This is a genomic window from Pseudomonas sp. NFACC13-1, from assembly GCF_900104425.1.
GTDB classification, from domain to species: Bacteria; Pseudomonadota; Gammaproteobacteria; order Pseudomonadales; family Pseudomonadaceae; genus Aquipseudomonas; species Aquipseudomonas fluorescens_AA.
In genome coordinates, this window is record NZ_FMXV01000015.1 from 78084 (window position 1) to 93229 (window position 15146).

Here is a 15146-nt window from a genome sequence, read left to right on the forward strand (position 1 = left end):
CGGGCGACCATAATGCCGCCCGTTCCCCGCTCACTGTTGAAGGCCGGCTATGCAGCAAGACGATCCAAAAATCACCAAGGACGCCGCGCCTACAGGCACGCAGACATTGCTGCGTGGTCTGGGCGTGGTCCAGGCGGTCGCCAGCGGCGCCCGTGACTTGAAGGAAATCGCCCGGCTGATCGGCACCACCCGCAGCACCACCCATCGCCTGGCCAGTTGCCTGGTGGACGAGCGTTACCTGCGCGTGGTGCCGCAAGTGGGTTACCTGCTAGGGCCGAAGTTGATCGAGTTGGGCTTCCAGGCCCGGGAAGAACTGCCACTGGTGAGCTTGGCGGGGCCGTACCTGGACGAGCTGTCGGCGCTGACCGGAGACACCGTTCACCTGGCGATTCGCGAGGGCGACGAAGTCTTGTACCTGCTGAAGAATCCGGGGCGTAACGGCCCGGAAATGCGTTCGCGCGTAGGCCATCGCATGCCGTTGGCGCGCACCGGGATCGGCAAGGCGCTGATGCTCGATGACACTCAGGAACAATGGAAGCGGCTGTATGAAATCAGCCTGCCGGCGGGTGGGAAAAATCAGTTCTGGCCCCAGCATCAGGAGCAGTCCTGGGAGCAGTTCCAGCAACGAATGCTGGAGTACGTGGCGGGGGGCTACGCTTTCGACCTGGAGGACAACGAACCGTCGATTCGCTGTGTGGCGGCGCCGATCCGTGACGCCGGCAAGCGCATCGTCGCTGGTATCAGCATCGCCAGCACCGTGCCGTACATGCCCCTGGAAAAGATGGCCGAGCTGATTCCCCTGGTCAAAGGGGTCACAGCCCGGCTGTCGGCGGAGCTAGGCGCCAAGGTCTGACGAACGTCAGGCCTTGAGCGTCGCCATGTCGATGACGAAGCGGTACTTCACGTCCCCGGCGATCATGCGGCTGTAGGCCTCGTTGATCTGGCGGATGTCGAGCATTTCAATGTCGCAGCTGATGTTGTGTTCGGCGCAGAAGTCCAGCACTTCCTGGGTTTCGGCGATACCGCCGATCAACGAGCCGGCCAGGACACGACGACCCATGATCAAGTTGGCCGCATGGACTGGCGGATCAATCGGCTCGACCAGGCCCACCAGGATGTGTACACCGTCGAACCGCAGGGTACTGAGGTAGGGGTTGAGGTCGTGCTGCACCGGAATGGTGTCCAGCAGGAAGTGGAAGCGTCCGGCCGCGGCAGCCATCTGCTCGGCGTCAGTGGACACGATCACATGGTCGGCGCCCTGGCGACGGGCTTCTTCGGCCTTGCTGGCCGAGCGGGTGAACAACGTGACTTCGGCGCCCATGGCCTTGGCGAACTTGATGCCCATGTGGCCGAGGCCGCCCATGCCCAGCACGCCGACCTTGTCGCCGGCCTTCACGCCGTAGTGCTTGAGCGGCGAGTAGGTGGTGATGCCAGCACAGAGAATCGGCGCGGCACTGGCCGGGTCGAGTGCTGCCGGGATGCGCAGCACAAAGTGCTCCTTGACCACGATGCTGTTGGAGTAACCGCCCATGGTGTGGCCGCCGCTGATACGGTCCGGGCTGGCGTAGGTCTGGGTCATGCCTTGGTAGCAGTATTGCTCCAGGTCGGCGTGACAGGCTTCACACTCGCGGCAGGAATCGACCATGCAGCCAACGCCCACCAGATCGCCGACTTTATAGCGGGTGACATCCGCGCCGACGGCGGTGACTTTGCCGATGATTTCATGGCCGGGCATCAGTGGATAAACGGCGATGCCCCATTCGTTGCGGGCCTGGTGAATGTCGGAGTGGCAGACACCGCAGTAAAGAATGTCGATCGCCACATCGTCGGCTCGCGGGCTGCGGCGCTCGAACTTCATCGGGGCGAGGGGAGCGGAGGGCGATTGGGCGGCATATCCGATGGCTGTGTACATGATGGACCTCGCTAAGCAGTGAACGGTGAGGGTTTCATTCTGGGAGTCCTGGCGGCAGGCGGCGATGGTAATTCCTCCGCCTGTCATGCCTAATCCTCCGGTCTTGGCCAGGATTTGATCCTATGTGACGCCAGACCTGCGATGATGGTTTCATCCCTTTTTTCGTGAAGTTTTCGCCATGTTGTTGACCCGCCATCTCGATGCCAACGCTACGCTGGTCTCATTGATAGAACCCTTGGCGACCCGCGACGGTTTCGTCCCGACGCCACTGCCCGGCGTACATGTGCTTCGGGCCAGCCAGGACGTCGCGCGTGGCCCGCAGCTCTACGAACCGAGTCTGGTGATCATTGCCCAGGGTAGCAAACTGGCGTATCTGGGGCCGCGCACGCTGGAATATGGCGCCGGGCATTATCTGATCCAGGCCTTGCCGGTGCCATTCGAATGCGAAACCTACGCCATGCCCAATGCTCCACTGTTTGGGGTTTCCGTTGCGATCGATCGGGCGATGCTGGGGGAACTGGTGTTGGCCATGGGGCTGGTGCCGGGTCGAAACCTGGCGCCGCAGACGCCGGAATCAATGACCTGCGCAGTGCTCGATGACGCCATGCGTGGATGTGTCGAGCGCTTGTTGCGCTGCTTGCACGATCCGTTGGAGTGCCAGGTCATGGGCCAGGCGCGGCTGCGGGAGTTGCTGTTCGTCGCGTTGCGCGGGCCTCAGGCCGACGTATTGCGGGCGCTGGTGGAGCAGCATGGGCAATTCGCTCGGATTGCCGCTGCCCTGAGTCATCTGCATGCGCATTTCACCGAGCCGCTGAACGTCGAGACACTGGCCAGTTGCGCGAACATGAGCGCCTCGACCTTTCATGAGCATTTCAAGCGCAGCACCTTGCTCTCGCCGGTGCAGTACCTCAAGCGGTTGCGCCTGCTCAAGGCCCAGCGGCTGCTGCTCATCGACGGCATGGGTGTGGCCCAGGTGGCGCATCAGGTGGGGTATCAGAGCCCGTCGCAGTTCAGTCGGGAGTACAAGCGCTACTTCGAGCGCAACCCCGGGGAAGAGCGCGCCGCCTGATCCTGTGATGTTCACCTGTGGGAGCGAGCTTGCTCGCGATAGCGGCGGTTCAGCTTGCATCAATGTTGAATGGGCTGCCGTCATCGCGAGCAAGCTCGCTCCCACATTGGGTTGCGGTGTTCCTTGGATGGCGGGCAACAAAAAGGCCCCCATTGCGGGAGCCTCGATGTTCAGCGTGTCGGCTTACATGTTCGGGTAAGTCGGCCCGCCAGCGCCTTCCGGCGACACCCAGGTGATGTTCTGCGCCGGGTCCTTGATGTCGCAGGTCTTGCAGTGCACACAGTTCTGGGCGTTGATCTGGAAGCGCTTCTCGCCGTCTTCCTTGGTCACCACTTCGTACACGCCAGCCGGGCAGTAGCGCTGGGCCGGTTCGTCGTACAGCGGCAAGTTCTTGCTGATCGGGATGCTCGGGTCGGTCAGCTTCAGGTGGCAGGGTTGTTCTTCTTCATGGTTGGTACCGGAGATGAACACCGAGCTGAGTTTGTCGAAGCTGAGCTTGCCGTCCGGTTTCGGGTAGTCGATCTTCTTGCAATCGGCGGCCAGCTTGAGGCAGGCATAGTCCGGCTTGTTGTCGTGCAAGGTGAACGGTATTTTGCCGCCGAAGATGTTCTGGTCGAGCCAGTTGAAACCTCCGCCGATGATCGCGCCGTACTTGTGGATCGCCGCGCCGAAATTGCGGCTGGCGAACAGTTCTTCGTACAGCCAACTGTTCTTGAAGTTGTCGACGTAGGCGGTCAGTTCATCACCGCCTTCGGACTCGGCGAACAAGCGATCGGCCACGGCCTCGGCGGCGAGCATGCCGGATTTCATGGCGGTGTGGCTGCCCTTGATCTTGGCGAAGTTCAGGGTGCCGAGGTCGCAACCGATCAGCGCGCCGCCCTTGAAGACCATTTTGGGCAACGAATTCAGGCCGCCCTTGCAGATGGCACGGGCGCCGTAGCTGACGCGCTTGCCGCCTTCCAGGTACTGCTTGAGCACCGGGTGATGCTTGAGGCGCTGGAACTCGTCGAACGGCGACAGGAAGGTGTTGCTGTAGGACAGGTCGATAATCAGGCCGACCACCACCTGGTTGTTTTCCAGGTGATAGAGGAAGGAGCCGCCGGTGTTCTCGGTGCCCATGATGTCCAGCGGCCAGCCAGCGGTGTGCACCACCAGGCCGGGTTGATGCTTGGCCGGGTCGATTTCCCAGATTTCCTTCAGGCCGATGCCGTAGTGCTGGGCGTCGGCCTCGCTGTCCAGGTTGAAGCGCTTGATCAACTGCTTGCCGATGTGACCACGGCAGCCTTCGGCGAACAGCGTGTATTTGCCACGCAATTCCATGCCGGGGGTGTAGAGGCCTTCCTTCGGCTTGCCTTCGCGGTCGACACCCAGGTCGCCGGTGATGATCCCGCGTACCACGCCATTTTCGTCGAACAGCGCTTGCTGGGCGGCGAAGCCGGGGTAGATTTCCACGCCCAGGTTCTCGGCCTGCTGGGCCAGCCAGCGGCACAGGTTGCCCAGGGAAATAATATAGTTTCCTTCGTTGTGCATGGTCTTGGGCACGAAGAAGTCAGGGATTTTGCTCGCGGCCTCGGCGTTTCTCAGGACATAAATGTCATCGCGTTTGACAGGCGTATTCAGCGGCGCGCCGAGTTCTTTCCAGTCCGGGAACAGTTCGTTCAGGGCGCGGGGCTCGAACACCGCGCCGGAGAGGATGTGCGCACCGACTTCGGAACCTTTTTCGACCACGCAGACGCTGATTTCCTTACCGGCTTCGGCGGCCTTCTGTTTCAGTCGGCAAGCGGCAGACAGGCCAGCGGGGCCGGCACCGACGATGACCACGTCGAATTCCATGTATTCGCGTTCCACAGGCTATCTCCTACTCAAGGCTCACAGTTTTTCTAATTGGAGGTTTGGCGTCGCATCCGTTGTTTCCTTCGCGAAAAGCGACGAAAGCGACAATGGATGAACCGCGGGTCTCTCTTAAGCGGCGCATTATATCTACACCACTCTCAGGGTCCAATACAAACGTTTGTTTGAAATTGCCGCAGCCCAGATAAATCACTGACGTACGGCTTATGACTGACCATTTTGCCGTATTGACCGGAATAGGTGTTCCGGTCAAGATACGGGCGGTTTTGCGCTCGCCGTAGGCTGACTGTTGGTTTCAAGAGCACCTCTAAAGACAGGGCGAAGGCAGCACAAAGTGACGTATTGCGCGGTTCCGAGGCGCAGTTTACACGCCGCGATAATGAATGACCCATCGGTCATCACTGACGAATGGTCTTCACTCCCGTGAGCAGGGTCATGTGTAGTTCATGCCGGCGTTTTTAGAGGTGCCCTTGCGCCCATGAGCATCAACCGCCAGGTTCGCCTAGGCGACTTTTTTTCACCGGAGAGTAACGAGGAATCCATGAAGGTTCTTGTAGCTGTCAAACGAGTGGTCGACTATAACGTCAAGGTTCGCGTCAAGGCGGACAGCTCCGGCGTCGACCTCGCCAACGTCAAGATGTCGATGAACCCTTTCTGCGAGATCGCCGTGGAAGAAGCCGTACGCCTGAAAGAGAAAGGCGTGGCAACGGAAATCGTCGTCGTCTCCATCGGCCCGACCACCGCCCAGGAACAACTGCGCACCGCGCTGGCACTGGGTGCCGATCGCGCCATCCTCGTCGAATCCGCCGAAGACCTGACTTCCCTGGCCGTGGCCAAGCTGCTCAAGGCCGTTGTCGACAAGGAACAGCCATCGCTGGTGATCCTCGGCAAGCAAGCCATCGACAGCGACAACAACCAGACCGGCCAGATGCTCGCGGCATTGAGCGGCTACGGCCAGGGCACCTTCGCGTCCAAAGTCGAAGTGTCCGGCGACAGCGTTGCCGTGACTCGCGAGATCGACGGCGGCGCGCAGACCGTTTCCCTGAAACTGCCGGCCATCGTCACCACCGACCTGCGTTTGAACGAGCCGCGCTACGCGTCCCTGCCAAACATCATGAAAGCCAAGAAGAAGCCGCTTGAAGTGCTGACGCCTGACGCTTTGGGCGTTTCCACCGCCTCCACCAACAAGACCCTCAAAGTCGAAGCACCGGCTGCACGCAGCGCGGGCATCAAGGTCAAGTCGGTGGCTGAACTGGTCGAGAAACTGAAAAACGAAGCGAAGGTAATCTAAACATGACTATCTTGGTAATCGCCGAACACGATAACAACGCGCTGGCTCCGGCCACGCTGAACACCGTTGCTGCTGCCGCCAAAATCGGTGGCGATGTGCACGTCCTGGTGGCCGGGCAGGGCGCAAGCGCCGTTGCCGAAGCCGCTGCGAAAATCGCGGGCGTGGCAAAAGTGCTGTCGGCCGACAACGCCGCCTACGCACACCAGTTGCCAGAGAACATTGCGCCGCTGGTAGCCGAGCTGGGCAAGGGCTATAGCCACATCCTGGCGGCCGCCACTTCCAACGGCAAAAACATCCTGCCACGCGTCGCCGCTGCGCTGGACGTCGACCAGATCTCCGAGATCATCTCGGTCGAAAGCGCCGACACCTTCAAGCGTCCGATCTACGCCGGTAACGCCATTGCCACCGTGCAATCGACCGCATCGGTCAAGGTCATCACCGTCCGCGCCACCGGTTTCGACCCGGTTGCCGCCGAAGGTGGCTCGGCTGCCATCGAAGCCGTCGGGGCTGCCCACGACGCCGGGATCTCCAGCTTCGTCAACGAAGAACTGGCCAAGTCCGATCGTCCTGAACTGACCGCTGCCAAGATCGTCGTTTCCGGCGGCCGTGGCATGCAGAACGGTGACAACTTCAAGCACCTGTACGCCCTGGCCGACAAGCTGGGTGCTGCTGTCGGCGCTTCCCGCGCGGCGGTCGACGCAGGTTTTGTGCCCAACGACATGCAGGTCGGCCAGACCGGCAAGATCGTTGCGCCACAGCTGTACATCGCCGTCGGTATTTCCGGCGCGATCCAGCACCTGGCCGGCATGAAGGACTCCAAGGTGATCGTAGCGATCAACAAGGACGAAGAAGCGCCGATCTTCCAGGTGGCCGACTATGGCCTGGTAGCGGACCTGTTCGAAGCCATCCCTGAGCTGGAGAAGCTGGTCTAATCCGGCGTCTTCACTTATAAAGAGCCCGGCCCTTTGGCCGGGCTTTTTATTTTCCGCACTGATTGTTTCGCTGCAAGGGGAGCGTATCGCCATGGATCTGCGTCGTTTGACCGGCTGGTCGTTGCTATGGACATTGGCGGTCATGCCGGGCCTGTCTGTCGCCGCCGGCAAATGTGAACGGCTGATCGCCACCGGCAGCCCGGACGCGCCGCCTTACCTCTGGCAAGACCCTCAGGACCCCAAGCACCTGATCGGCGCTGGCGCAGACCTGCTGGCGCAAGTGGCGGGCGAACTGGGGATCAAGATCGAGCTGCTTTACGCTGGCAAGCGTGCCCAGGCACTGGACGAAGTGCGCAGTGGGCGCATGGACCTGCTCACCGATGCGCCACTGACCAGTACGGGGCTTGAAGCGCTGGACTACGTCCACCCGCCCTTGCTGGAAAACGATTACCTGGTCTGGACCCGCAAGGATTCGGCACTGGTCATCAATCAACCCGAAGACCTCCAAGGACATTCCGGGGCCCTGTCGGAAAAGGCTCGTATGACCCAGGGATTTGGCGTTTTTGCTGAGCAGAAATTAACCTTGGTGCGCACGCCTAACCTGACCCAGGCTTTTCAGAAATTGCTGCTGGGAGAGGTGGAATATGTCCTGGCGGGTCGCTATTCGGGCCTGGCGATGGCGCAGACACTGGGCATGGCCAACGACCTGCAAGCCGCACCGCAACCGGTGGACAGACCCGGGCTGTTCCTCGCGGTTTCCCATAACTCCGCCTGCAACGACCCATGGTTACGCGGACAGCTGGCGCAAAAGATGACAGAATTGGCCGCGTCCGGTCTGACGGAGGCTGTGTTGCAGCGCAATCTCGAGCGCTGGAAAACACAGTTGCAGCCACCTGTCAGTGCCCCAAAACAGTAGGGAACATTAGTGACTATTCGACCTCTTTTCGCTGCCCTGGCCGTTCTGGCTCTGGCGGGCTGCGCAGCCGATCCGGCGCCGAATGAACAGATCCGCCTGACCGAACAGGCACTGCAGCAAGCCCGGGCCGTTGGCGCTACTGCCGACGAAGTGCCCGAATTGAAACTGGCTGAAGAAAAATTCGCCCGCGCCAAATCCAACATGGCCGACGAGTCCTACAAGAAGGCGCGCATGCGGGCCGAACAGGCTGAACTCGACGCCCGCCTGGCCGAAGCGAAGGTGCTGACCCTCAAGAGCCAGGAGCAACTGAACGTGCTCGACACCCGCATCAAGCGCTTGCGCAAACAGCTGAGGGAGGACGCCCAATGAAGCACTCCCACGTATTGGGCGGTCTGGTCCTCGCCGGCCTGGCCAGCTTGTATGGTTGCGCCGGCCAACGCAGCGAAGCGGCGCTCGAGCAGGCCAGCACCGATTTCCAGAAGGTCAAGGAAGACGCCAACGTATTGCGTGCCGCGCCCCGGGACGTGATCCGCGCCGGTGAATCCCTGGCCCGTGCCGATCGCTTGTCCAGCTACTGGGGCAGCGGCGAGGATGTGCAGCATTACGCCTACCTGAGCCAGCGCTACAGTGCGATCGCCCGGGAGCACAGCAATCAGGTGCTCAACGAAGAGCGCGCGGCGAAGCTCGAACTGGAGCGCCAGCGCCTGCAGCTGGCCCTGCGCGAATCCAAGTTGCTGAGTGTGCAGCAGCAGGGCAAATGGCTCGAAGAACAGATCATGGCGATGGCGACCACCCAGACCGATCGCGGCCTGGTAATGACCCTGGGCGACGTGCTGTTCGACACCGGCGAAGCGGAACTGAAGAATTCGGCCAACCGGGTGGTGCTCAAGATTGTGCAGTTCTTGCAGCTCAATCCCAAGCGCGTGGTGCGTATCGAGGGGTACACCGACAGCACGGGCGGCAAGCAGGAAAACCTCAAGTTGTCCCGAGACCGCGCACAGTCGGTTGCGGATGTGCTGGTGGACCTGGGGATCGATGAAAAGCGCATCCAGGTCGAAGGCTACGGTGATGAGTACCCGGTGGACGTCAACGCTACCGAGCGGGGCCGGGCACAGAACCGTCGCGTTGAAATTGTGTTTTCCGACGAAAAAGGCCAGCTCGGCGCCGCCCGCTAAGGGTTGCGTCACTGGAAAGCCCGGCCCCTGTAGAAGGCGCCGGGTTTTTTTGGCCCTGCAATCGATGCGCGATGAGTACAGTTAGAGCTGTCACTCCACTGTACTGTCGAGTAATCTGGCAACTGTCCCAGTACACTTCTAAACTGTTCCGGTATCGTTTCCCACAAGAATAAAATGCCCGTGAAATCGAGTGCTGCGTCATGACTAACCTCCTGCTCTATCAACGTATTGCTCAACAGCTGGCTGAAGACATCCGGCGCGGTGTGTATCAGCCCGGTGAACGCGTGCCTTCGGTGCGCAAGATGAGCTCGCAGCTCAACGTCAGCCACGCCACGGTGTTGCAGGCCTACGCGAACCTTGAAGATCAGGGGCTGATTCGCGCACGGCCGCAATCGGGCTACTACGTGCACCAGACACCGGCCCTGACGGCACCGACGCCGGACATTGCCCGGGTAGAGCGCCCGGGCCTGGTGACGCGCAGCAGCATCATCCAGCAGGTATTGGTCGAGTCGCGCCGCGAAGGGGTGTTCCCCCTGGGCGCGGCGGTGCCGAGTGTCGAGTACCTGCCTGTCCGGGCCTTGCATCAGCAGTTGGCCAAGGTCACGCGCTTCCACAGCCCACGGGCGTTCAGCTACATGTTCAGCCCGGGCTTCGAGCCGTTGCGGCGCCAGGTGGCGATTCGCATGCGCGATGCCGGTGTCGTGGTGGACCCTTCCGAGGTGGTGATCACCCACGGCTGCGTCGATGCGCTACAGATGTCCTTGCGGGTGCTGACGCGGCCGGGGGACTTGATCGCCGCCGAGTCGCCGACCTATTACGGCTTGCTGCAACTGGCGGATCTGTTGGGCCTCAAGGTCATCGAGATCCCCAGCGATCCGGTCACCGGCATGAGCCTGGAGGCCTTGCAGTTGGCGGCCAACCAGTGGTCGATCAAGGCGCTGGTATTGACCACGCGCTTGAGCAATCCCCTCGGCGGCACCATGCCCGAGGAGCGGCAAAAGCAACTGCTGCGCCTGGCGTCGGACTTCGACATCCAGATCGTCGAGGACGATATCTATGGCGAGCTGATGTTCGAGCAGGGGCGCACCAAGGCCCTCAAGGCCTACGATCGGCTAGACCGGGTCATCTACTGTTCGAGCTTTTCCAAGACATTGTCGCCGGGTGTGCGCATCGGTTGGATGATCGCGGGGAAATTCCAGCAGGAAATCCAGCGGCTCCAGACCTTCAGCACTCACTCGGCGTGCAGCGTCACGCAGATGGGCATTGCCGCCTACCTGGAAAACGGCGGCTATGACCGGCACCTGCGCTATATCCGCCAGGAGTACCGCAAGAACCTCAGCGCCTTTCAGCTGGCGGTGCAACAGCACTTCCCCGAAGGCACGCAAATGAGCCGTCCCAACGGCGGTTTCATCCTGTGGGTCAGCCTGCCGGGACGGGTCAATACCCAGGAGTTGCATGTGCGGGCGCTGCAACAAGGCATCAGTATCGCGCCAGGGCTGATTTTCAGTAACACCGAGCAATTCAATCACTGCATTCGCTTGAACTGCGGTACCCCCTGGAACCGTGAGGCAGAGCGGGCCTTGATGACGCTGGGGTTGTTGGCGACTCAATTGTGCCAAGAAACGGCCAACGGGCTCCTATAGAAATCAGCGGTTTAGCTTGATGTGCTTGTCAGCGCCTCATTATCAGGCGAGCATGGGGTTTTCTGCCGTCAGTACCGTTGTGTCTATGAAAGCCAATGTTCCTGTTGCCTGGATTTTGATCGGCCTGTTCAGTGTCTTCCAAATGGGAGGCGTCGTCTTGGCGGCTCCGGCGCAGGAAAAACCGGCCATCAATGCCACGAAGAATGCGCCGAAAAAAACCGCAGTGGCCAAGAAGCCTTCCGCTAAAAAGGCGACTGCGACGAAGAAAAAAAAGCGTGCGCCCATTGCTTCCAAGAGCAAATCCGCCCATGAGGTCGCCAAAACTCCATTGCCGCCGGCCAAGCTGGACCTGAGCCTGCCCCATGACATGGTCGAGCAGTTGGAGCCACCGGGTAAGGTTGCGCCGCTCAAGCGCGAACCGCTCTTGCCGTCCATGTTCGGAGATAAACCCGGACCGTTCCAGCTCAATGGCCGGTTGTTGAGCAATGAAATGCAACTGCCGCTGCGCAATCAGGAGCGTAACGAGGTGGAAGGCGCAGCGCTGGATTTCGAATTCAAGCAGTAAGCCTTCCACTGGACATGCAGCTCGTCGCTGACCGTTCGGTCATTTGGCCAACGGTAAAAAAACACGCAGACGGTAATTTAAAACGAGTGTTTTAGCCGTTACTCTGTCTTCTGTTATTCATCATTACCCGCCGCGAGGATGTTGTCGTCATGAAGTGCCGTGAAGGCTGTGGCGCCTGTTGCATCGCCCCTTCCATCAGCTCACCTATCCCTGGCATGCCCCAAGGCAAACCGGCGGGAGAACGTTGTGTGCAACTGTCGGTCGATAACCTGTGCCGGATCTTCGGCCAGCCGGAGCGTCCGGCGGTGTGCTCGGCGTTCGAAGCCGACATCGAGGTGTGCGGCGGCAGCCGTGAAGAGGCTATCCGCTTGATCGGTTGGTGGGAGCAAGTCACGGCAGCGTAATGGGTCAATGAACAGATCCGAAATGAACGAACTTGGACAATAAGGAAAAAACTATGGGTTCGCTGCATCGTATGGCTGTGTTGTGTGGGTTGACCGTGTTGCTGGCGACGGCCACCGCCCAGGCAGAGGACTGGCAGGTTGCCAAGGAGAAGGAGGGTATCAAGGTTTCCCTCAGTGAAGTGGCGGGCTCCAAGTACAAGGCCTATCGCGGCGTGACGGTGATGAAAACCACCATGGCCAAGCTGCGGGCCCTGCAGGAAGACGTTCCCGGCGCCTGCGCCTGGATTCATGAGTGCAAGAGCCAGAAACTGCTCAAGCACGAAGGCGACAAGAGCTGGACTTATACCCAATTCAACACGCCATGGCCGGTGACACCACGGGACTCGGTGCTGGAAGTCACCACCGAGGAGGGGGCCGACGGCAGCCTGACCCGCAAGCTCAAAGGCGTGCCGACATACCTGCCTGAGGAGCAAGGTTTCGTACGGGTGGCCCAGGTTGACGGTTTCTGGAAATTTACGCCAAAGGGCGCGGACCAGATTGAAGTCGTTTATCAGGTCCACACCGAGCCGGGTGGGGACGTGCCGTCCTGGCTGGCGAACAAGTTCGTGGTGGATGCGCCGTTCAACACCCTCAAGGCCCTGAAGGAACGCGCCGAAAAGTGATCACCAAGGCTGCACAAGAGAGACCGCCCCCGAGGCGGTCTTTTCATTGGGTACCGTCCAAGCACCCAGCGGAACGATTGTCCGCCCCCCAATGTCGAGATGAAGGTAAGCCAGGCCCTGAATTGATCAAGGAGACACTGATGCAAAAGTGGGAAATCACTTTCATTGACGATCACGGTGAAACCACCGTCGAGCAGTTCGACTATGACCACCAACCCACCATGGAGCAGGCCGCCCAACTGATTCGCGAAAGGTTGCTACCCGTGCTTACCCAGTTGGACCTCAACGACCTGGTGGACCGCACCGAAGACCCGACAGTCAAGAACCTCAAGTCCCAGAACAGTATCGAAATCCTCAGCATTACACCGATTTCATGAAACGTTGCCTGGTCTCGCTTGGCAGTGGCCACCACTTGCGGCTACTCTGCAATTGAGATCAGCGAAAGGATCGCCAAGGTCCGGTCTTGTCAGCTACATGCTTGTGTCCCGACGGCCATTTGATGCCGTATCGCTTGCAGCCTGAAGGCTTCACGCACGGGAAGACGGAAAGTCTATCCATCGGTTTTAGGAGGACGTTTCATGAGCACAGCCTATCAAGAAGACATCAGCACCAGCGTATTGCGCCGCATGAAAGAAGGCGGTTTCGATTTTTCCCGATTCCATCCCATTGAGTTCTACGCCATTTTCCCGGACGAGGAGCGGGCGCGCAGGGCGGCAGGTCATTTTCGGGGCGAATCGTTGAACGCGCAGATCAGCGCACGGGACGACGGGGCTTGGTCATTGGAACTGAGCCGGGTGATGTACGCCACTTACGATGATATTGGCGACTTCGAGCAAGACTTCGAGGCAGTTGTCGAACCCTTGGGGGGTGTTATCGAGGGTTGGGGCGTCAAGCAAGAGATCCGGCGCCTGCAGGCCTGACAGTCACTCATCGCAACCACAGCAACGGCTGACCTTTGTGTCGGCCGTTTTCATGTCTGTGAGCTAACCGAGGGTCCCTGTGGGAGCCGAGCTTGCTCGCGATGGCGGCTGCACGATCAACATCTTATCCGCTGACACACCACAATCACTTCCCCAGGTTTTGTACCTAACTGTATCCAGACCAAGCCGCTTCGTTTTTCCATGGCTATGCTCAGGAGAGCGACGCCCCTGCGTCGCAATGAAGCGGGGGGCGGCGGGTTGGGGGCATTTGCCGCACCATAAAAGTGCGCGGCCTCTCAATGGAGATTCCAACCCGTTGATCATAAAGCGTTTATGCCGATGGCACGGGGCTTGCGAAGCCTTGCTGCCAGGGTGACAAGGAGCACGGCATGATCCGCAGCGGTTTTGATGAAATGTACGATGCCGACGGCCAGGTCCGCCCGCACTACCAGGCGTTTGCCCGCTGGCTGGCCGACACGCCTGACGAGCTGCTGGCGCAACGCAGGCGCGAAGCCGATCTGTTGTTTCACCGTGCTGGCATCACCTTCACGCTCTACGGGGACGAGCAGGGGACCGAGCGCCTGATCCCGTTCGACACGATCCCGCGCAGCATCCCGGCCAGCGAATGGCGGGTGGTCGAACGTGGCTGCATCCAACGGGTCAAGGCGCTGAACATGTTCCTGGCCGACCTCTACCACGAACAGCGGATCATCCGGGCCGGCATCATCCCCGCCGAACAGGTGCTGGCCAACGAACAGTACCAACTGGCGATGCAAGGGCTCGATCTGCACCGTGACATCTACGCGCACATTTGCGGTGTCGACCTGGTACGCGACGGTGACGGCACCTACTACGTGCTCGAAGACAACCTGCGTACGCCCAGCGGCGTCAGCTACATGCTCGAAGACCGCAAGATGATGATGCGCCTGTTTCCCGAACTGTTCGCCGCCCAGCGCATCGCCCCCATCGATCATTATCCGAACCTGCTGCTCGACACCCTGAAAAGCTCCAGTCCGCTGGACGACCCCAGCGTCGTGGTACTGACGCCGGGGCGTTTCAACAGTGCATTTTTCGAGCACGCTTTCCTGGCCCGGGAGATGGGCGTGGAGTTGGTGGAAGGCGCTGACCTGTTCGTACGGGATGACAAAGTGTTCATGCGCACCACCGACGGGCCGAAGGCGGTGGATGTGATTTACCGTCGCCTCGACGACGCGTTCCTCGATCCACTGGCCTTCAATCCGGATTCGATGCTCGGTGTACCAGGGCTGTTGTCCTCCTACCGTTCCGGCAATGTGGTGCTGGCCAATGCCATCGGCACGGGGGTGGCGGATGACAAGTCGGTGTACCCCTTCGTCACCGACATGATCCGTTTTTACCTGGACGAAGCGCCGATCCTGAAGAACGTTCCCACCTGGCAGTGCCGTAATCCTGCAGAGCTTTCCCATGTACTGGCGAATCTTCCCGACCTGGTGGTCAAGGAAACCCAGGGCTCCGGCGGGTATGGAATGCTGGTGGGGCCGGCTGCGACGACGGCGCAAATCGATGCCTTTCGCGAGCGGATCAAGGCCAGGCCGCACGCCTACATCGCCCAGCCGACGCTGTCGCTCTCGACGTGCCCGACCTTTGTCGAGAACGGCATCGCCCCGCGTCACATCGACTTGCGCCCGTTTGTGCTGGCCGGCCGCGAGACCCGCGTGGTCCCTGGCGGGTTGACACGGGTGGCGCTGCGCGAAGGCTCCCTGGTGGTGAACTCATCCCAGGGTGGCGGTACCAAGGACACTTGGGTGGTCGAGGATTGAGGAGCTG

General features: G+C 60.5%; 16 protein-coding genes. 14 read left to right on the top strand and 2 right to left on the bottom strand.

All coding sequences use genetic code 11. From position 1 onward, the window contains the following. The first annotated feature begins 49 nt into the window (after positions 1-49). Entirely contained in the window at positions 50-853 is an 804-nt protein-coding gene (locus BLQ55_RS18930) for an IclR family transcriptional regulator (protein WP_072406290.1), read from the top strand. A gap of 6 nt (positions 854-859) precedes the next feature. Here BLQ55_RS18930 and BLQ55_RS18935 read toward each other — a convergent pair whose 3' ends face one another. After that, entirely contained in the window at positions 860-1912 is a 1053-nt protein-coding gene (locus tag BLQ55_RS18935) for an NAD(P)-dependent alcohol dehydrogenase (RefSeq protein ID WP_092255841.1), read from the bottom strand. A gap of 178 nt (positions 1913-2090) precedes the next feature. On the opposite strand from BLQ55_RS18935, the gene BLQ55_RS18940 reads away from it, so the two are divergent. Then, positions 2091-2981 carry an AraC family transcriptional regulator gene (locus BLQ55_RS18940; RefSeq protein ID WP_092201951.1) on the top strand — a complete coding sequence of 297 codons (891 nt, stop codon included), beginning with the start codon at positions 2091-2093 and terminating at the stop codon, positions 2979-2981. 183 nt (positions 2982-3164) lie between these two features. On the opposite strand, the gene BLQ55_RS18950 is transcribed toward BLQ55_RS18940, so the two are convergent. Further along, positions 3165-4829, bottom strand: a complete 1665-nt coding sequence (locus BLQ55_RS18950) for an electron transfer flavoprotein-ubiquinone oxidoreductase (RefSeq protein WP_092255844.1) — start codon at positions 4827-4829, stop codon at positions 3165-3167. Positions 4830-5373: 544 nt separating this feature from the next. Here BLQ55_RS18950 and BLQ55_RS18955 point away from each other — a divergent pair. The 12 genes from BLQ55_RS18955 to BLQ55_RS19010 all read left to right on the top strand — a co-directional run bounded on the left by BLQ55_RS18955 (position 5374) and on the right by BLQ55_RS19010 (position 15139). Continuing rightward, entirely contained in the window at positions 5374-6123 is a 750-nt protein-coding gene (locus tag BLQ55_RS18955; protein ID WP_092255848.1) for an electron transfer flavoprotein subunit beta/FixA family protein, read from the top strand. Between the two features lie 2 nt (positions 6124-6125). Further along, positions 6126-7055: an electron transfer flavoprotein subunit alpha/FixB family protein gene (locus BLQ55_RS18960; RefSeq protein WP_092204669.1), complete on the top strand. Its 930-nt coding sequence runs from the start codon at positions 6126-6128 to the stop codon at positions 7053-7055. A gap of 91 nt (positions 7056-7146) precedes the next feature. Continuing rightward, positions 7147-7971 carry a substrate-binding periplasmic protein gene (locus tag BLQ55_RS18965; protein ID WP_092204670.1) on the top strand — a complete coding sequence of 275 codons (825 nt, stop codon included), beginning with the start codon at positions 7147-7149 and terminating at the stop codon, positions 7969-7971. A gap of 9 nt (positions 7972-7980) precedes the next feature. After that, positions 7981-8340 carry a DUF4398 domain-containing protein gene (locus tag BLQ55_RS18970; protein WP_072406275.1) on the top strand — a complete coding sequence of 120 codons (360 nt, stop codon included), beginning with the start codon at positions 7981-7983 and terminating at the stop codon, positions 8338-8340. Beyond that, entirely contained in the window at positions 8337-9146 is an 810-nt protein-coding gene (locus tag BLQ55_RS18975) for an OmpA family protein (RefSeq protein ID WP_092204671.1), read from the top strand. The genes BLQ55_RS18970 and BLQ55_RS18975 overlap by 4 nt, the downstream gene beginning before the upstream one ends. Positions 9147-9346: 200 nt before the next feature. Further along, complete coding sequence (locus BLQ55_RS18980) at positions 9347-10789, top strand: aminotransferase-like domain-containing protein (RefSeq protein ID WP_092204672.1); 1443 nt, start codon at positions 9347-9349, stop codon at positions 10787-10789. A gap of 85 nt (positions 10790-10874) precedes the next feature. Beyond that, complete coding sequence (locus BLQ55_RS18985; RefSeq protein ID WP_092255851.1) at positions 10875-11354, top strand: translation initiation factor 2; 480 nt, start codon at positions 10875-10877, stop codon at positions 11352-11354. Between the two features lie 149 nt (positions 11355-11503). Further along, entirely contained in the window at positions 11504-11758 is a 255-nt protein-coding gene (locus BLQ55_RS18990; RefSeq protein ID WP_060741261.1) for a YkgJ family cysteine cluster protein, read from the top strand. Positions 11759-11811: 53 nt separating this feature from the next. Beyond that, positions 11812-12420, top strand: a complete 609-nt coding sequence (locus BLQ55_RS18995) for an START domain-containing protein (RefSeq protein WP_092168574.1) — start codon at positions 11812-11814, stop codon at positions 12418-12420. 140 nt (positions 12421-12560) lie between these two features. Then, positions 12561-12797, top strand: a complete 237-nt coding sequence (locus tag BLQ55_RS19000; protein ID WP_092255853.1) for a hypothetical protein — start codon at positions 12561-12563, stop codon at positions 12795-12797. A 201-nt stretch (positions 12798-12998) separates the two neighbouring features. Next, positions 12999-13340: a ribonuclease E inhibitor RraB gene (locus BLQ55_RS19005; protein ID WP_003179463.1), complete on the top strand. Its 342-nt coding sequence runs from the start codon at positions 12999-13001 to the stop codon at positions 13338-13340. 389 nt (positions 13341-13729) lie between these two features. Beyond that, the gene (locus tag BLQ55_RS19010; RefSeq protein ID WP_092204676.1) at positions 13730-15139 is read left to right on the top strand and encodes a circularly permuted type 2 ATP-grasp protein; all 1410 of its coding nucleotides are present in this window, start codon (positions 13730-13732) and stop codon (positions 15137-15139) included. Positions 15140-15146: the final 7 nt, after the last annotated feature.